This window comes from Mesorhizobium salmacidum (SeqCode), assembly GCF_037179605.1.
Classification (GTDB): Bacteria; Pseudomonadota; Alphaproteobacteria; order Rhizobiales; family Rhizobiaceae; genus Mesorhizobium; species Mesorhizobium salmacidum.
On record NZ_JAPYKS010000007.1, the window covers coordinates 244,502 to 262,624 of the forward strand.

Annotated in this window: 15 protein-coding genes and 1 riboswitch; of the genes, 5 read left to right on the top strand and 10 right to left on the bottom strand. The window is 64.5% G+C overall.

Annotated features, from left to right (window positions below; translation table 11 throughout):
- Positions 1-41: 41 nt before the first annotated feature.
- From nuoI to O7A60_RS12350, 10 genes are all read right to left on the bottom strand, one after another.
- Entirely contained in the window at positions 42-533 is a 492-nt protein-coding gene (nuoI, locus tag O7A60_RS12305; RefSeq protein ID WP_027025978.1) for an NADH-quinone oxidoreductase subunit NuoI, read from the bottom strand.
- The gene (gene nuoH / locus O7A60_RS12310) at positions 533-1,576 is read right to left on the bottom strand and encodes an NADH-quinone oxidoreductase subunit NuoH (RefSeq protein ID WP_023763315.1); all 1,044 of its coding nucleotides are present in this window, start codon (positions 1,574-1,576) and stop codon (positions 533-535) included. The genes nuoI and nuoH overlap by 1 nt, the downstream gene beginning before the upstream one ends.
- 2 nt (positions 1,577-1,578) lie before the next feature.
- A complete protein-coding gene (nuoG, locus tag O7A60_RS12315) occupies positions 1,579-3,660 on the bottom strand; it encodes an NADH-quinone oxidoreductase subunit NuoG (RefSeq protein ID WP_337106489.1) in 2,082 nt (693 codons plus the stop codon).
- 73 nt (positions 3,661-3,733) lie between these two features.
- Positions 3,734-4,429 carry an NADH-ubiquinone dehydrogenase gene (locus O7A60_RS12320; protein ID WP_337106491.1) on the bottom strand — a complete coding sequence of 232 codons (696 nt, stop codon included), beginning with the start codon at positions 4,427-4,429 and terminating at the stop codon, positions 3,734-3,736.
- A 66-nt stretch (positions 4,430-4,495) separates the two neighbouring features.
- Positions 4,496-5,800, bottom strand: a complete 1,305-nt coding sequence (nuoF, locus tag O7A60_RS12325; protein ID WP_015317342.1) for an NADH-quinone oxidoreductase subunit NuoF — start codon at positions 5,798-5,800, stop codon at positions 4,496-4,498.
- Positions 5,801-5,809: 9 nt separating this feature from the next.
- Complete coding sequence (locus O7A60_RS12330) at positions 5,810-7,102, bottom strand: NADH-quinone oxidoreductase subunit E (protein WP_337106492.1); 1,293 nt, start codon at positions 7,100-7,102, stop codon at positions 5,810-5,812.
- Complete coding sequence (locus O7A60_RS12335; protein WP_337106493.1) at positions 7,103-8,293, bottom strand: NADH-quinone oxidoreductase subunit D; 1,191 nt, start codon at positions 8,291-8,293, stop codon at positions 7,103-7,105.
- Positions 8,294-8,896: an NADH-quinone oxidoreductase subunit C gene (locus tag O7A60_RS12340; protein WP_027145295.1), complete on the bottom strand. Its 603-nt coding sequence runs from the start codon at positions 8,894-8,896 to the stop codon at positions 8,294-8,296.
- A gap of 4 nt (positions 8,897-8,900) precedes the next feature.
- Positions 8,901-9,482: a NuoB/complex I 20 kDa subunit family protein gene (locus O7A60_RS12345; RefSeq protein ID WP_027145296.1), complete on the bottom strand. Its 582-nt coding sequence runs from the start codon at positions 9,480-9,482 to the stop codon at positions 8,901-8,903.
- The gene (locus O7A60_RS12350) at positions 9,473-9,838 is read right to left on the bottom strand and encodes an NADH-quinone oxidoreductase subunit A (protein WP_010910112.1); all 366 of its coding nucleotides are present in this window, start codon (positions 9,836-9,838) and stop codon (positions 9,473-9,475) included. The genes O7A60_RS12345 and O7A60_RS12350 overlap by 10 nt, the downstream gene beginning before the upstream one ends.
- Positions 9,839-10,173: 335 nt before the next feature.
- Here O7A60_RS12350 and O7A60_RS12355 point away from each other — a divergent pair, with 335 nt between their 5' ends.
- The 5 genes from O7A60_RS12355 (at position 10,174) to cobG (ending at position 18,121) form a co-directional block, all read left to right on the top strand.
- A complete protein-coding gene (locus O7A60_RS12355) occupies positions 10,174-11,373 on the top strand; it encodes a winged helix-turn-helix domain-containing protein (RefSeq protein WP_337106498.1) in 1,200 nt (399 codons plus the stop codon).
- Between the two features lie 29 nt (positions 11,374-11,402).
- Positions 11,403-11,610, top strand: a riboswitch (cobalamin riboswitch).
- Between the two features lie 38 nt (positions 11,611-11,648).
- Positions 11,649-12,083: a DUF1636 family protein gene (locus O7A60_RS12360; protein WP_337106499.1), complete on the top strand. Its 435-nt coding sequence runs from the start codon at positions 11,649-11,651 to the stop codon at positions 12,081-12,083.
- Positions 12,080-13,117, top strand: coding sequence for a cobalamin biosynthesis protein CobW (gene cobW / locus O7A60_RS12365; RefSeq protein WP_337106500.1), 1,038 nt, complete (start codon positions 12,080-12,082; stop codon positions 13,115-13,117). The genes O7A60_RS12360 and cobW overlap by 4 nt, the downstream gene beginning before the upstream one ends.
- A gap of 19 nt (positions 13,118-13,136) precedes the next feature.
- On the top strand, positions 13,137-16,664 hold the full coding sequence (locus O7A60_RS12370) for a cobaltochelatase subunit CobN (RefSeq protein WP_337106501.1): 3,528 nt from the start codon (positions 13,137-13,139) through the stop codon (positions 16,662-16,664).
- The gene (cobG, locus tag O7A60_RS12375; RefSeq protein ID WP_337106503.1) at positions 16,661-18,121 is read left to right on the top strand and encodes a precorrin-3B synthase; all 1,461 of its coding nucleotides are present in this window, start codon (positions 16,661-16,663) and stop codon (positions 18,119-18,121) included. The genes O7A60_RS12370 and cobG overlap by 4 nt, the downstream gene beginning before the upstream one ends.
- Positions 18,122-18,123: the final 2 nt, after the last annotated feature.

The following is an 18,123-nucleotide window of genomic DNA, read 5'->3' on the forward strand; positions in this document are numbered from 1 at the left end:
GTCCTTAGACGAGGCCCCTCGCCCCGTCCATGCGTCAAATGTCAGCGATACGGCGCATCCAGCGAGATGTTGCGCGCCAGCTCGCGCTCCCACCGGTCGCCATTCGCCAGCAGCCTGTCCTTGTCGTAGTAGAGTTCCTCGCGCGTCTCCGTCGCGAATTCGAAATTCGGCCCCTCGACGATGGCGTCGACCGGGCAGGCTTCCTGGCAGAAGCCGCAATAAATGCACTTCACCATGTCGATGTCGTAACGCACCGTGCGGCGCGTGCCGTCATTGCGGCGCGGGCCGGCCTCGATGGTGATCGCCTGCGCCGGGCAGATCGCCTCGCACAGCTTGCAGGCGATGCAGCGTTCCTCGCCATTGGGATAGCGGCGCAGCGCATGCTCGCCGCGGAAGCGCGGGCTGATCGGCCCCTTCTCATGCGGATAGTTGATCGTCTCCTTCGGCGCGAAGAACTGGCGCATCGACAGAAAGAAGGCGCTGACGAAATCCTGCAGCAGCAGCGATTTTGCGGCTTGAGACAAAGCGGACATCACGCAAACCCCGTGATCTTGAGGAAGGCCGCCGTGGCGACGACCATGAACAGCGAGATCGGCAGGAACACTTTCCAGCCCAGCCGCATCAGCTGGTCGTAGCGGTAGCGCGGCACGAAGGCCTTCACCATCGAGATGCCGAAGAAGACGAAGCAGACCTTCAGCACGAACCAGATCACGCCGGGCACCCAGGTGAAAGGCGCGAAGTCGAAGGGCGGCAGCCAGCCGCCGAGGAACAGGATGGTGGCCAGCGCGCACATCAGCACGATGGCGACATATTCACCGAGGAAGAACAGCAGGAACGGCGTCGACGAATATTCGACCATGTGGCCGGCGACCAGCTCCGATTCGGCTTCGACCAGATCGAAGGGCGGACGGTTCGTCTCGGCCAGCGCCGAGATGAAGAAGATGATGAACATCGGGAACAGCGCCAGCCAGTTCCAGTCGAGGAACGTGTTGGGCAGGCCAAGCCGCGTACCGAGCCCACCCTGCTGCGACAGCACGATGTCGCTGAGGTTGAGCGAACCGGCGGTGAGCAGCACGGTGACGATGACGAAGCCGATCGAGACTTCATAGGACACCATCTGCGCGGCCGAGCGCAGCGCACCGAGGAACGGATATTTCGAGTTGGACGCCCAGCCGCCCATGATCACGCCATAGACCTCCAGCGAGGAGATGGCGAAGACATAAAGGATGCCGACATTGACGTTGGCGATCGCCCAACCCTGGCTGACCGGAATGACCGCCCAGGCCGAGATCGCCAGCACGGCGGAGACCAGCGGCGCCAGCAGGAAGACGCCCTTATTGGCGCCGGACGGGATGACCGGTTCCTTGAAGACGAACTTCAACAAATCGGCGAAGGCCTGCAGCGTGCCCCAGGGGCCGACGACGTTCGGGCCACGGCGAAGCTGCACGGCCGCCCAGATCTTGCGGTCGGCGTAGAGGATGTAGGCGACGAAGATCAGCAGCACGACGATCAGCACGACTGACTTCAGAAGGATCAGCAGCGCCGGCAGCACGTAGAAGGAGAAGAAGGTGTCCATGCTTATTCCGCCGCCTGCTTGAAGCCGCTCTTGGCCAGTGCCGAGCATTCCGCCATCACGGCCGATGCCCGCGCGATCGGATTGGTCAGATAGAAGTCCTTGACCGGCGAGGTGAAGGTGCCCTTGTTCAGCCGTCCGCCTAGCTTCGCGAGCCTGGCGATGTCTTCGGCATTACCAGCCGCGACCTGGTCGATGCGGGCGAGATGCGGGTATTCGCCATAAAGCTTGGCACGCAGTTGCGGCAGCGAATCGAACGGCAGTTTCTTGCCCAACACATCGGACAGTGCCCTGAGGATCGCCCAATCCTCGCGCGCATCGCCCGGCGCGAAGCCGGCGCGGTTGGTCTGCTGCACGCGCCCTTCCGTGTTGACATAGGTGGCCGACTTTTCGGTATAGGCCGCCGCCGGCAGGATGACATTGGCGCGGTGCGCGCCGGCGTCGCCATGCGTGCCGACATAGACGACGAAGGCGCCGCCGGTCTTGCTCATGTCGATCTCGTCGGCACCGAGCAGGAACAGCACGTCCGTCTCACCCAGCATGCCGGCAACGGCCTTGCCGCCCTCGCCCGGCACGAAACCGAGGTCGAGGCCGCCGACGCGCGCGGCTGCAGTGTGCAGCACGGCGAAGCCGTTCCAGTCGGCGCGGGCAGCATTCACGGCAGCGGCGAGCCTGGCCGCCTGGCCGAGCACGGCCGCGCCATCGGCGCGCGCCAGGGCGCCCTGACCGACGATGATCAGCGGGTGTGTCGCCTTCTTCAGCGTCTGGAAGAACTTGCCGTTGCCATCCGCCAGATCCTTCAGCGAATCCGGCCCGGCACCCAGCTGTTCGTAGTCATAGCGCGTGTCGCCGACTTCGCCGATGACGCCGACCGGCAGATTGCCGAGACGCCAGCGCTTGCGGATGCGGGCATTGAGCACCGAAGCCTCGAAGCGCGGATTGGCGCCGATGATCAGCACCGCGTCCGCCTGCTCGATGCCTTCGATGGTCGGGTTGAAGATATAGCTGGCGCGTCCGAGCGCCGGATCGAGCGCGGCGCCATCCTGGCGGCAATCGATGTTCTTCGAACCGAGCGAAGCCATCAAAAGCTTCAGCGCAAAGATTTCCTCGACCGCCGCGAGATCGCCCGCGATCGCGCCGAGCTTCTCAGGCGTCGTCTTCGACACCGCGTCCTTGATCGATGCGAACGCTTCGGCCCAGCTCGCCGGAACCAGCTTGCCGTCCTTGCGCACATAGGGGCGGTCGAGGCGCTGCGTGCGCAGGCCGTCCCAAATGAAGCGGGTCTTGTCGGAAATCCATTCCTCGTTCACGGCCTCGTTGACGCGCGGCAGGATGCGCATCACTTCGCGCCCACGGCTATCGACGCGGATCGCCGAGCCGACGGCATCCATGACGTCGATGGATTCGGTCTTGGTCAGCTCCCACGGCCGCGCCTGGAAGGCGAAAGGCTTCGAGGTCAGCGCGCCGACCGGGCAGAGATCGATGACATTGCCCTGCAGTTCCGAGGTCATTGCCTGCTCGAGATAGGTAGTGATCTCGGCATCCTCGCCACGGCCGATCAGGCCAAGTTCGGAAATGCCGGCTACCTCGGTGGTGAAGCGGACGCAACGCGTGCAATGGATGCAGCGGTTCATCACCGTCTTGACCAGCGGGCCGATATACTTGTCTTCCACCGCGCGCTTGTTCTCGTGGTAGCGCGAGGAATCGACGCCGAAGGCCATCGCCTGGTCCTGCAGGTCGCACTCGCCGCCCTGGTCGCAGATCGGGCAATCCAGCGGGTGGTTGATCAGCAGGAATTCCATCACGCCTTCCCGGGCCTTCTTGACCATGGGCGTGTTGGTGAAGATTTCCGGCGGCTCGCCGTTCGGACCGGGGCGCAGGTCGCGCACGCCCATGGCGCAGGAGGCCTGCGGCTTGGGCGGCCCGCCCTTCACCTCGATCAGGCACATGCGGCAATTGCCGGCGATCGACAGCCGCTCGTGGAAGCAGAAGCGCGGCACTTCCGCGCCCGCGTCCTCGGCCGCCTGCAGCAGCGTGTAATGGTCGGGTACAGTGATTTCTTTCCCGTCGACCTTGAGCTTTGCCATTTGTCTCAAACCCCTGCGGATTTCCCGCAATCTCATTTCCCGGGCGCGACAGAAGCAGCGCCCGATATTCCGTTTACTTCTTGGCGGCCAGCGCCGCGGCCTGGGCAGTCCAGCCGTCGCGGCCGATACGGCCGTTGAACGACAGATAATCGTCGACCCAGGCGATCTCTTGCGGCGACCATGCCGCGATCTGGGCGAACGTCCAGATACCGAGACCGTTCAGCACTTTTTCCAGCTTCGGACCGATGCCGGATATCGCCTTGAGGTCGGACGGCTTCGCCGGCTTCGCCATGGCCTTGGGCTGACGGAAATCCTCGGGCAGCAGCACATCGGCGGCCTCGCTTGTTGCCGGAGCGGCGCTTGCGGTCGGCGCGATGATGGCGGTTTCCCTGGCTGCGATATCGGTGACTTCCTGGGCGAACGACTGCGCCTCGGCAATCATGGTCTTCGCCGTCGCCCGCGCCCTGGTGGACGACGAGTTCGCGTCCTCGAATTGCTCGACGCGTGCTTCGAAATCCTCGATCAGCGGCTGCATGAGGCGCTGTGACGCCTCGGCGGCTCCCGAAAGCGCGCCCATCCAGACGCCGAACGCATGATTGGCGAGCCCCATGCCAAGCGCCGACATCGCCACCGCACCCGCCACAGGGTGCGCGAAAAGGTTGACGGCGCTGGCCATCTCCTTCGGCAGCATCCTGGTCAGGTCTTGGTTCATCTTCTCGATCTGGTCCAAATTGGGCATCAATGGGTAGGGTGTCGAATACGGCGCCATAGAGTTCTCCTGGTCGATTCTTCGTTCGTCCCGCCCCGTTTTCTTCCCGAGTTCAAAAGTTTCTTTTTATTCCGCCGCCACCATCACCGGTTCGGCCCGGTGCGCGTTGCGCGAAAATTCGTCGATGCGCCGCTCCACCTCGCCGCGGAAATGCCGCATCAGGCCCTGGATCGGCCATGCCGCCGCATCGCCCAGCGCGCAGATCGTGTGGCCCTCGACCTGCTTGGTGACGTCGAGCAGCATGTCGATCTCGCGCTTCTGCGCCTCGCCGCGCACCAGCCGCTCCATCACCCGCCACATCCAGCCGGTACCCTCGCGGCACGGCGTGCACTGGCCGCAGCTTTCGTGCTTGTAGAAGTAGGAAAGCCGCGCGATCGCCTTCACGACATCGGTCGACTTGTCCATGACGATGACGGCCGCCGTGCCGAGGCCGGATTTGAGGTCGCGCAACGCGTCGAAATCCATCGGCGTGTCGATGATCTGCTCCGCCGGCACCAGCGGCACCGAGGCGCCGCCCGGAATGACCGCGAGCAGATTGTCCCAGCCGCCGCGGATGCCGCCGCAATGCGTCTCGATCAGTTCGCGGAACGGGATCGACATCGCTTCTTCGACGGTGCACGGATTGTTGACATGGCCGGAGACGCAGAACAGCTTGGTGCCGACATTGTTGGGCCGGCCGAAGGACGAGAACCACGCAGCCCCGCGGCGCAGGATGGTCGGCGCCACCGCGATCGATTCGACATTGTTGACCGTCGTCGGGCAGCCATAAAGGCCGACATTGGCCGGGAATGGCGGCTTCAGCCGGGGCTGGCCCTTCTTGCCTTCGAGGCTTTCCAGCAGCGCCGTTTCCTCGCCGCAGATATAGGCGCCGGCGCCGTGATGCATATAGATTTCGAAATCATAGCCCGACGTATTGTTCTTGCCGATCAGCTTGGCCTCGTAGGCCTCCTCGATCGCCCGCTGCAGCGCCTCGCGCTCGCGGATGAATTCGCCGCGTACATAGATGTAGGCGGCAATCGCGCCCATGGCGAAGCCAGCCAGGAACGCGCCTTCGACCAGCGTGTGCGGGTCGTTGCGCAGGATATCGCGGTCCTTGCAGGTGCCGGGCTCGGATTCGTCGGCATTGATGACGAGATAGCTCGGCCGGCCGTCGCTCTGCTTGGGCATGAACGACCATTTCAGCCCGGTCGGAAAGCCGGCCCCGCCGCGTCCGCGCAGGCCCGACGCCTTCATCTCGTTGACGATCCACTCACGCCCCTTGGCGACGATGCCGGGCGTGTTGTCCCAGGCGCCGCGCGCCATGGCACCGGCCAGCGACTTGTCGAAGAGGCCGTAGATATTGGTGAAGATGCGGTCTTTGTCCTGAAGCATTTTTGTCCCTCAGACCGGCTTCTTGCCGAAGACGCGGATGTATTCGGCGACGCCGCCCTTGGCGAGCGCCTTGGCTTGGCGGACCCAGTCGTCGCGGTCGATGCGGCCCTGGAAGGAGAGATAGCCGTCGACCCACTCTCGTTCGGCCTTCTTCCACGACGCGACCTGCGCGAAGGTGAAGATGCCCAGCGTGTGCAGGATACCCTCGATCTTCGGACCGACCCCGGAGATCAGCTTGAGATCGTCGACCGCGGCCGGCCTGTCGATACCGGCCGGACGGTTCTTGTCCTCCAGCGATGGTTTTGCCGGCTTTGCGGCTGGCACCTTGGCTTCCGGCGCCTTGAAGGCCGATGCCGGTTCGGCCCTGACCGTCGGTCCACTGCGCTGCTTGGAGACCTTCTCCACTTCCGGCGCCGCTTTGTTGGCATTGGCGGCCGAATGCAGCGGCGCAGAAACGCTCGCCGCCTTCTCCGTCGCCGGCGCCACCTTGGCCTTTGAAGGCGTCTTCAACGCCGGGCTGGTCTCAGGCGCGTCGGTCTTCGGCTTGCTGGCATTGGACGGCGCGACAGGGGCGGCAGGAGCACCAGCCGCCGGTGGCGGTACCGGCGCCGCGATGATCGCGCCGGGTGCTGCCTTGGCGGCCTTGGCTGCTTCCCGGGCCTCCCGGTCGCGGGTCGACTTGAGGATCGCCTTTTCACTCTTCAGCGTCGTCAAACCGGAGGCCGGCTCCGAGCCTGTACGGCCATTCTGCGGTCCGGGCACCACCGAGGCCCCCTTGCCGGCATCATAGAGATCGATGATTTCGGCCAGGCGCTCGGGTGTCAGATCCTCGAACGTGTCCTTGAACACCATGACCATCGGCGCGTTGACGCAGGCGCCGAGGCACTCCACCTCCTCCCACGACAAGGTGCCCTTGTCATTGGTGTGGAACTGGTCGTGGTGGATTTTCGAGCGGCACACATCCATCAGCGCTTCCGAGCCGCGCAGCATGCACGGCGTGGTGCCGCAAACCTGGATGTGCGCGCGGGTACCAACGGGATTCAATTGATACTGCGTGTAGAAGGTCGCGACCTCGAGCCCGCGGATGCGGGGCATGTCGAGCATGTCGGAGATGGTCTCGATCGCCGCTTTGGTGACCCAGCCTTCCTGCTCCTGCGCAAGCATCAAAAGCGGAATGATCGCCGACTGCTCGCGGCCCTTGGGATACTTCTTGATCCATTGCTTGGCAGCCGCCGCGTTCGCCCGGTTGAAGGCGAAGGAGGCTGGCTGGACGCTGGCTTCTGCGAGACGGCGGACTGACATTTAGCGATCGACCTCACCAAACACGATGTCGAGGGAGCCAAGAACGGCGGTGACGTCGGCCAGCAGGTGGCCGCGGCAGAGGAAATCCATGGCTTGCAGATGCGCGAAACCAGGTGCGCGCAGCTTGCAGCGGTAGGGCTTGTTGGTGCCGTCGGAGACCAGATAGACGCCGAACTCGCCCTTCGGCGCCTCGACCGCCGCATAGACCTCGCCGGCCGGCACGCGATAGCCTTCGGTGTAGAGTTTGAAGTGATGGATCAGCGCTTCCATCGAGCGCTTCATCGCGGCGCGCTTGGGCGGCACCACCTTGCCGTCGAGGTTCGACACCGGACCGGTGCTCTCCTTGCCGAGCAGCAGGTCGACGCATTGGCGCATGATCCGCGCCGACTGGCGCATTTCTTCCATGCGCAAGAGATAACGGTCGAAGCAGTCGCCGTTCTTGCCGATCGGGATGTCGAAATCCATTTCCGAATAGCATTCATAGGGCTGCGACTTGCGCAGGTCCCAAGGCGAACCCGAGCCGCGCACCATGACGCCCGAAAAGCCCCAGGCCCAGGCGTCGGCCAGCGAAACGATGCCGATATCGACATTGCGCTGCTTGAAGATGCGGTTGCCGGTGAGCAGCTTGTCGAGGTCATCGAGCGATTTCAGGAACGGGTCGATCCATTTGCCGATGTCCTCGACCAGCTGGCACGGCAGGTCCTGGTGGACGCCGCCGGGACGGAAATAAGCCGCATGCATGCGCGAGCCGGACGCACGCTCATAAAACACCATCAGCTTTTCGCGCTCGACGAAACCCCACAGCGGCGGTGTCAGCGCGCCGACGTCCATCGCCTGCGTCGTCACATTGAGGATGTGCGACATGATGCGGCCGATTTCGCAATAGAGCACGCGGATTAGCTGGCCGCGCCTCGGCACGTCGATGCCGAGCAGGCGCTCGGCGGCGAGCGCGAAGGCATGCTCCTGGTTCATCGGGGCGCAATAGTCGAGCCGGTCGAGATAAGGCACCGCCTGCAGATAGGTCTTGGCCTCGATCAGCTTTTCCGTACCACGATGCAGCAGGCCGATATGCGGATCGACGCGGTCGACGACTTCGCCGTCGAGCTCCAACACGAGGCGCAAAACGCCATGCGCGGCAGGATGCTGCGGACCGAAATTGATATTGAAGTTGCGGACGGAGGTTTCAGCCATTTACTGCTTTGCCTTCTCATCCCCGGGCAGCACGTAATCCGTGCCTTCCCAAGGGGAAAGAAAATCGAAATTGCGGAATTCCTGCTTCAATTCCACAGGCTCGTAGATGACGCGCTTGGCCTCGTCGTCGTAGCGCACTTCGACGAAACCGGTCAGCGGGAAATCCTTGCGCAGCGGATGGCCTTCGAACCCGTAATCGGTCAGCAGGCGGCGCAGGTCGGGATGGCCCGAGAACAGCACGCCATAGAGATCGTAGGTCTCGCGCTCGAACCAGTCGGCGCCGGGATAAACGCCGGTGATCGACGGCACCATCGTCTCTTCGTCGGCCTGCACCTTGACCCGGATGCGGACATTCTGTTTCGGCGACAGCAGATGGTAGACGACGTCGAAGCGCTTGGCCCGCGACGGATAGTCGGCGCCGCAGACATCGATGATCGAGATGAACTGGCAGCGCGCATCGTCGCGCAGGAAAGTCATCACTTCGACCAGGTCGCGCGGCTCGACATTGATGGAGAGCTCGCCATAGGCGAGCACCGCGTCATTGACGCGGCCGATCAGCTTCTCGCCGAGATAGGTCGACAGTTCGCTAAGGGATGCGGCCATGGATTTACCGTTCGATCGTGCCGGTGCGGCGGATCTTCTTCTGCAGCAGAAGGATGCCGTAGAGCAGGGCTTCGGCGCTCGGCGGGCAGCCGGGCACATAGATGTCGACCGGCACGACCCGGTCGCAGCCGCGCACCACCGAATAGGAATAGTGGTAGTAGCCGCCGCCATTGGCGCAGGAGCCCATCGAGATGACGTAGCGCGGCTCCGGCATCTGGTCGTAGACCTTGCGCAACGCCGGCGCCATCTTGTTGGTCAGCGTGCCGGCCACGATCATGATGTCGGACTGGCGCGGAGACGCGCGCGGCGCGACACCGAAGCGCTCCGAATCGTAGCGCGGCATCGAGGTGTGGATCATCTCGACCGCGCAGCACGCCAGGCCGAAGGTCATGAACATCAGCGAACCGCTGCGCGCCCAGGTGATCAGCGCCTCGGTCGAGGTGACCAGAAAACCCTTGTCGGCAAGCTCGTTGTTGATTTCGAGGAAGAAGGGATCGTCCTCCCCCACCGGCTTGCCGGTGTTGGGATCAATGATACCCTTGGGCTTCGGCGCGACGAGGGTGCCTGAACTGTCGTTCAATCCCATTCCAGCGCTCCTTTTTTCCATTCATAGGCAAAGCCGATGGTCAGCACTGCCAAAAACACCATCATTGACCAGAAACCGAGCATGCCAATCTTCGAAAAGGACACCGCCCAGGGGAAGAGGAAGGCTACTTCCAAGTCGAAGATGATGAACAGGATCGACACCAGGTAGAAGCGGATGTCGAATTTCATGCGGGCGTCGTCGAACGAGTTGAAACCGCATTCATAGGCGGACAGCTTCTCGGGATCCGGGTTGCGGTAGGCTACCAGGAAGGGCGCGGCCAGCAGCGCCAGACCGACCACCAGCGCCACGCCGATAAACAGGACGATGGGCAGGTACGAACTGAGGAGTGCGTTCATGCAGCGGCTTTCCGTTGGCGCCAATCCACGTTGATTACAGCACCGGACCTTAATGCGGAAGCGTGACAGTTTAACCGCTGAACCGTTTTAAGGAGCCTATGCTGCAACGCGGCGAGGGTTAGCGCAGCACTTCCAGCGAAGCAAGTCAAACCTTGTTCAAAACACCGAGCTGGACGGCAATCCGGGAGAAACTGGTCCCATACGCTCCTGTTTGATTTCCTTCGCCTTTTACTCCACTTTTCTCTCCTGACAGAGTTGCCGCCAAAACCCTGCTAGCATGGGCTGGAATCACGCCTCGCAACGACGCCAGACAGGTCCATCAGGGACGCATCCGCATGAAGGAAAAGATCTCGCTTGCCGCCGCCCGGCGCATCGCGCTTGCCGCTCAAGGGTTTCTCGATCCCCGCCCAGCCGGCACGCCCGACCGCCGCCATTTCGCCCGCGTTTTGTCCCGCACCGGCCTGCTGCAGATCGATTCCGTCAGTGCGGTGGTTCGCGCCCATTACATGCCGCTCTATTCGCGTCTTGGCCCCTATCCCCTCGCTTTGCTCGACAACGCCGCCGTGACCCGCAAGCGCACGGTCTTCGAATACTGGGCGCATGAGGCCTCGTTCCTGCCGGTCGAGACCTATCCGCTGATGCGCTGGCGCATGCGGCGCGCCGAGCAAGGCGATGAAATGTATCTGGGGCTGGCCAAATGGGGCCGCGAGCACGCCGCCTATATAGAAGAGATCTACCGCGAGGTCGTCGCACGCGGACCGGTCGCCGCTTCCGCGCTGGAGGGCCAGAAAGGCTCCGGCGGCTGGTGGGGCTGGAGCCACGCCAAGCATGCCTTCGAATGGCTGTTCTGGGCCGGGCGCATCACCACGGCGCACCGGCGCGGCTTCGAGCGCTTCTACGACCTGCCAGAGCGCGTGCTGCCGCGGGCGATTCTCGACCTGCCAGTACCGGGCGCCGAGGATGCACATCGTGAATTGCTGCGCATCTCCGCCCGCGCCCACGGCATCGCGACATCAGGCGACCTGCGCGACTATTTTCGACTCTCCCCCGCCGATATGAAAGGCCGGCTGGAGGAACTGGTCGAACTCGGCGAGTTGCTGCCGGTTCGCGTCGAGGGCTGGGACAAGCCGGCTTACCTCTATAGGGACGCGCGTTTGCCACGCAAGATCGAGGCTCGCGCCCTGCTGGCGCCGTTCGATCCGGTCGTTTTCGAGCGCTCGCGCTCAGAGCGGCTGTTCAATTTTCACTACCGGATCGAGATCTACACCCCGGCCGACAAGCGCCAATACGGCTATTACGTCCTGCCTTTCCTGCTCGGCGACAGGATCGTGGCGCGCGTCGACCTCAAGGCAGACCGGCCGGCAAGTGTCCTGCGTGTCCATGCTGCTTACGCCGAGCCCGGCGCACCGCCCGGAACCGCCGCTCAGCTCTTCGAGGAATTGAAGCAGATGCAGGGCTGGCTTGGCCTCGAACGCATCGAAGTGACGCCTGCCGGCGACCTGGGCCCGGCGCTGTCCGACATCGCGGTGTCGTAAGCTCGCGTTGACACCGCTGCCCGCAAGAGCCTAAATCGGATCCAGACGGTCTCCTCTCAGCAAAGGGAGGAGCCAAGAGGGAATGCGGTGCGGGATTGAAAAATCCCAAATCCGCGGCTGTCCCCGCAACTGTGAGCGAAGAGCCAAGGCCGAAAGCCACTGGGATTGTCCCGGGAAGGCGGCTACCCAAGGCGATGACCCGCGAGCCAGGAGACCTGCCGTCTGGAATGCAAGTATCCGATCGCCCGGCGGGTTTTCCGGGCAAGGAGCCTGATTTGGATCGCGACAGCAGTTTTTCGGCTGAAACAACGGACATTTCGTCCGGCGAGGATGATTCCCTGGCCGGCATCACTGTCATTGTCTGCGCCTCCTGTCGCGACGAGACCGGCTCCGACGCCCATCCCCGGGCCGGCGAACTTTTGGCCGAAGATATGCGCCAAGCCGCCTCGGGCGACAACATCCGCATCCACACCGTCGAATGCCTCGGCAATTGCAAACGCCGACTGAGCGCCGCGATCCTGCGTGACGGCTGCTGGAGCTATGTCTTCGGCGATCTGACCACGACCAGCGGCGCCGATCTCGTCACCGGCGCGAAACTCTTCGCCACCTCCAGCGACGGCCTCATTCCCTGGCGGGGTCGGCCCGACAGCCTCAAGCGCGGCCTCGTGGCCCGCATCCCTCCCCTCGACATGCTGAAAGACTTGATATGACCGCATCCGTTTCCCGCGTTCCCTGCACCGTCGTCACCGGCTTCCTCGGCGCCGGCAAGACGACCCTGGTCCGCCATCTCCTGGAAAACGCCGGCGGCAAGCGTATCGCGATCATTGTCAACGAGTTTGGCGACATCGGCATCGACGGCGAGATCCTCAAGGGCTGCGGCATCAACACCTGCCCCGAGGAAAACATCGTCGAGCTGGCCAATGGCTGCATCTGCTGCACCGTCGCCGACGATTTCGTGCCGGCGCTCGACCGGATCCTGTCGCTGACACCGAAGGTCGACCATATCCTGATCGAAACCTCGGGCCTCGCTCTGCCCAAGCCGCTGGTCCAAGCCTTCCAGTGGCCGACAGTGAAGAGCCGGGTGACCGTCGACGGCGTCATCGCCGTGGTCGATGGTCCCGCACTTGCCGAAGGTCGCGTCGCCAACGACATGGACGCCCTGCAGGCGCAGCGCGCCGGCGATGAAAGCCTCGACCATGATGATCCGGTCGAGGAGGTGTTCGAGGACCAGATCGCCTGCGCCGACCTGATCATCCTGTCGAAGAGCGACCTGATGGACGCCGAGGGCTCAGCCCGCGCCCATGCCATCATTGGCGAACACTCCGCCCGCGCCGTGAAGATCGTGCCGACGTCTCACGGCAAGGTCGATCCCACGGTGCTGCTCGGGCTTGGTCTCGCCGTCGAGGACGACATCGAGAACCGCAAATCCCATCACGACGGCGCGTTCGACCACGAACATGACGACTTCGACACGTTCATCGTCGACATCCCCTCGATCGCCAATCCCGACGAACTGGCAAGACGCGTCGCCGCCGCCGCCGAACAGGAAAACGTGTTGCGAGTGAAAGGCTTCGTCGAGGTCGGTGGCAAGCCGATGCGGCTCCTGCTGCAGGCCGTCGGCCCGCGCGTCAATCACTACTATGACCGCGCCTGGACCGCCGGGGACGACCGCCGTTCGCGCCTCGTCGTCATCGGCCTCAAGGGGCTGAACCGTCCGGCGATCGAACGTATCCTCGCCGGCTGATTTTCAGGCACGGGCAGCGATGCACATCCTCACCACGACCTCCGCGTCGCTCGACGACCTCGCCGAGCCTGTCGATCTCCGGCAGGCGCCGGCGGATATCGTGGCCCTGTCCTTCACCGACAGCGATCTCGCCGGGCTGGCGGCGGCATGGAAGGCCGACGCCGATCGCTTGCCGTCGATGCGGCTCGCCGCACTGCGCGACCTGCGCCATCCCATGTCCGTCGATCTCTGGATCGACAGCGTCGCCCGCCATGCCAAGGTCATCATGGTGCGTATCCTCGGCGGCTACGACTGGTGGCGCTATGGCTGCGACCAGCTCGCGGCAATCGCCCGCGAGCGCGGCATAAGACTGGCGCTGCTTCCGGGTGAAAGCCATGATGAGGATCTCAGACTGATCCAAGCCTCGACGCTGCCGCGCGCCGAACTCGACGGCCTGCTCGGCTATTTCCGCGAGGGCGGCCCGGCCAATATGAGCGCCCTGGTGCACAGGCTGGCAGGCCTGGCTGGACAGGATATGCCCGTCGCCAGTCCGGTCAGCGTGCCGAAGGCTGGTTACCATCAATCTGGATTGGGGGTCGCAGAACAGCCGGACCTTTCAAATGCCAGCGCTCCCATCATCCCGATTCTCTTCTACCGATCGATGCTGCTTGCAGCCGATGTCGCCCCGATCGATGCGCTGGCCGAGGCTTTGCACTCCCAGGGACTGGCACCGGTCCCGATCTTCGTTTCCAGTCTCAAGGATCCGGTGTCCCTGGCGTTCGTCGAAAATGCCATTGCATCGCTGAAACCCGCCGCCATCATCACCGCGACCGCTTTCGCTTCTGGCGCCGAGCCCGGCGTGGAAACCCTGTTCGACCGCGCCGGCGTGCCTGTCTTCCAGGTCATCGTCGCCACCACGCGCCGCGACGTGTGGGAAAACAATCAGCGCGGACTGGCGCCCGCCGACCTTGCCATGCATGTCGTGCTGCCCGAACTCGATGGCCGCATCCTTGCCGGCGCCATCTCTTTCAAGGGCGAGAGCGATGTCGACCCGGCGCTGGGCCACCGCGCCTTGGCCAACCGGCCGGAACGGGATCGTGTTGAGCAAGTGGCTAGGCGCGTCGCGGCCTTCATCCGTTTGCAGCAGACCCCGCGCGCCGAACGCAAGCTGGCGATCCTCATTCCCGATTATCCCAGTGCTCCCGGCCGCACCGGCTATGCGGTCGGGCTGGATGTGCCGTCCAGCGTGCTGGCCATGCTGCGGGACTTGAGCGAACAGGGCTATGCCGTTGACGCGATACCGCAAACGCCGCGTGAATTGCTGGATTTGCTGGAAAAAAGTGATCACCGACTTGGCTTGGCGGACTATTTGGACCTCTCGAAAGAGCTGCCAGCAGATGCAATCGCCTCAGTAGATGCTGCGTGGGGCCGAGCAGATCGGGAGACAGGTCTTCGCGAAGCACCCCCCTCTGTCCTGCCGGACATCTCCCCCGCAAGGGGGGAGATTGCGCTGTCGTCACGGCTTTCGCCAACTGCCAACATTGCAGAAGGAGCGCCGGCCCCGGAACTGCCGATCTCCCCCCTTGCGGGGGAGATGTCCGGCAGGACAGAGGGGGGTGTTCAAGCGCCGACCGCCGCCAACTTCCCCTTCCGCGCCGCGCATTTCGGCAACATCATCGTCGCACTCGCCCCTGACCGTGGCCGTTCCGCGGACCGCCGCGCCGACTACCACGATCCGACGCTGCCTCCGCGCCACGCTTTGATCGCGTTCGGCCTGTGGCTGCGCGAATCACTCGGCGTCCACGCTCTCATCCATGTCGGCGCCCACGGCACGCTGGAATGGCTGCCCGGCAAGACCGTCGCGCTTTCGCAAGCCTGCTTCCCCGAGATCGTCACCGGCTCCCTGCCCGTCATCTATCCCTTCATCGTCTCCAACCCCGGCGAAGCGGCACAGGCCAAACGGCGCATTGCCGCGGTCACCCTTGGTCATCTGCCGCCGCCGCTGAGAGGCGCCGGACTGGACGAGGACCAGCACAAGCTCGAACGGCTGGTCGATGAATACGCCCAGGCCGACGGCCTCGACCGCCGTCGTCGTGACCGGCTGGCGAAACTGATTGTCGAAACCGCGCAAAAGACCGGCCTCGCCTCCGAAGCCGGCGTCGCCGAGACCGACGCGCCAGACGAAGCACTGCGCCGCATCGATGCCTGGCTCTGCGATCTCAAGGATTTTGCCATCAAGGACGGGCTGCATATCTATGGTCGCGCCCCAGACGACGAGCGCGATCCCATGCGCCGGCAAAGCGCGGAAGCCGAGAAGGCCGCGCTGCTCGCCGCGCTCGATGGCCGTCACGTCAAGGCGGGCCCGGCCGGAGCGCCCGCGCGCGGGCGCTCCGATGTCTTGCCAACCGGCCGCAACCTGTTCACCTCGGACCCGCGCACCATGCCGACTCCGACCGCCTATGATCTTGGCAAGGTGGCTGCCGAGGAAGTGGTGCGCGCCTACATGCAATCGCATGGCGACTGGCCGCGCTCCCTGGTGACAGACCTCTGGGGCTCGGCCTCCCTGCGCACCGGCGGCGAGGAGATTGCGCAGGGCCTGGCGCTGATGGGCTGCCGGCCGCAATGGGATGCCGCGACCGGCCGCATCACCGGCATCGAGGTGCTGCCGCCGGCAACGCTCGGCCGCCCGCGCGTCGACGTCACCTGGCGCATATCAGGCCTGTTCCGCGACATGTTCCCGACCCAGATCGCACTGATCGACGCCGCCGCCAACGCCGTTGCAGCGCGCGGCGAGGACGATTCAGAAAACCCGCTCGCCGCCAGGAGCCGCGCCGACGGCAAGGTCAGCCCGCGCATCTTCGGCACGTCGCCCGGCACTTACGGCGCCGGCGTCGAAGAGATTTTGTCCAGCGGCGACTGGGCGGCGCGCGAAGAAATCGGCCGCGCCTATCTCGACGCCACCTCGCATGCCTATGGCGGCGCCGGCGGCGAAGGGGTCTCGGCACCCGGAGTGTTTGAAGGCCGCATTGCCGAAGCCGATCTTCTGGTCCACACCGGCGACGACCCCGGCCGCGACATTCTCGAAGGTTCCGCCGACGTCGCCTTCATCGGCGGCTTTTCGGCCGCCTTGGCCACACTCGGCAGGAACGCCGACGTCATCGTGCTCGACACCACGGACCCGCAGAGGCCGAAACCGCGATCGGTTGGCGAAGCGGTGTCGCGCGTGGTGCGTGCCCGTGCCGTCAACGCCCGCTTCATATCTGGGCAGATGCGCCACGGTCCGCGCGGCGCCTCCGAATTCGCCGAAACCGTCGACCGGCTGGTCGGCTTCGCCGAGACCACCCATGCCATTTCAGGCGCGCTGATCGAGGCCGTGCATGATGCCTATCTCGGTGACGCCGAGGTTCGTGCCTTCATCCTGCGCGAAAATCCCGCCGCCGCCAAAGTCATCGCCGAGCGCTTCCTGTCGGCGCGCCGGCGCGGCCTCTGGCATCCCTTGCGCAATTCCATCGACGACGATCTCGCCGCGCTGATTGCCGAGGCCAACGCGCTCGGGGTCGCGGCATGAACGCCTTTTCGCGCCGTGGCGCCTGCCCTGCTTTGTCGGCGCCGATGCAGACAGGCGACGGCCTGCTGGTGCGGCTCAACCCGGTCTCCGGAGGCCTATCGCCGAGGCTCTTGATCGCGTTGGCCGAATCCGCTGTGCGGCACGGCAACGGCATCATGGAAGTAACGGCGCGCGGCAGCCTGCAGATACGCGGCCTGACAATGGAAAGCGCTGGGTTGCTGGCAGCGGAGGTCGATGCGCTGGGCATCGCGGTGCGCACCGGCGTCCCGGTCGAGACCGGCCCGCTGGCCGGCATTGACCCGCGGGAGATCGCCGATCCGAGGCCGATGGCTGAGCGGATCAGGGTGGCCGTTGAGGAAGCCGGGCTGGCAACAAGGCTGGGGCCGAAGGTTGCGGTGATCGTCGATGGCGGCGGGCAACTGACGCTGGATGCGGTGACGGCGGATGTGCGGCTCGCTGCAACGCGGACCGATGTGGGGATCCAGTGGCGGGTGTCAGTTGCTGGTGATGGGCGGACCGCGAGGCCGCTCGCCACGGTGGAAGACGATGCCGCGCGCGACATCGCTGTCGCGGTGCTGAGGATGATTGCGGAAAAAGGCCGCGAGGCTCATGCACGCGATTTGTCGGATAGGCAGTTAGTATCTCTCGCAGGCTTGCATTCCTTCACACCCCCCTCTGTCCTGCCGGACATCTCCCCCGCAAGGGGGGAGATTGGCAACTTCCATGGCAGTGCCTCGTCTCAAGCCGTTGGAGATTGGCGAAAGCCGACACGACATCCGATCTCCCCCCTTGCGGGGGAGATGGCCGGCAGGCCAGAGGGGGGTGTGACGGAGCGCCTTCCCATCGGTTTATTCTCATTGAACAGTTTCCACGCCCTCGGCATCGGCCTCCCCTACGGCAGCATGCCAGCTGAAAAAATCATCGGCCTCGCGCAAAGCGCCCTCGCCCTCGGCGCAACCGAAATCCGACTCGTCCCAGGCCGCGCCCTGCTGTTCCTCGGCCAGCCAGCGGACGCCAAACAATCCCTTCATGACACCGCCGCCACCCTCGGCTTCGTCACCTCCCCCGCCGACCCGCGCACGCGCATCGCGGCCTGCCCAGGCACGCCGGCCTGCGCGTCCGGCCGGATCGCGACCCGCGACATCGCCGAGGCGATCGCCGCCGAGAACACGGACATCCTCGACTTTACCCTGCACGTTTCCGGCTGCGCCAAGGGCTGCGCGCATCCCGGTCCGGCGGCGCTGACTTTGGTCGGCGGTGAAAATGGAGCCGGACTTGTCGTGAACGCGACGGCAAAGGCTCTTCCTGCCGGCTACAGGCCGGGCTATGACGCCGCGCGCGGCATCAGCCGCGTCGCGGCGATGATCCGCAGCGCACGATTTCAAGGCGAAACCGCCGCCGCTTGCCTGACAAGGCTTGGGACTGCAGGCCTCGTCCAAACTTACCTACAGGAATGAGC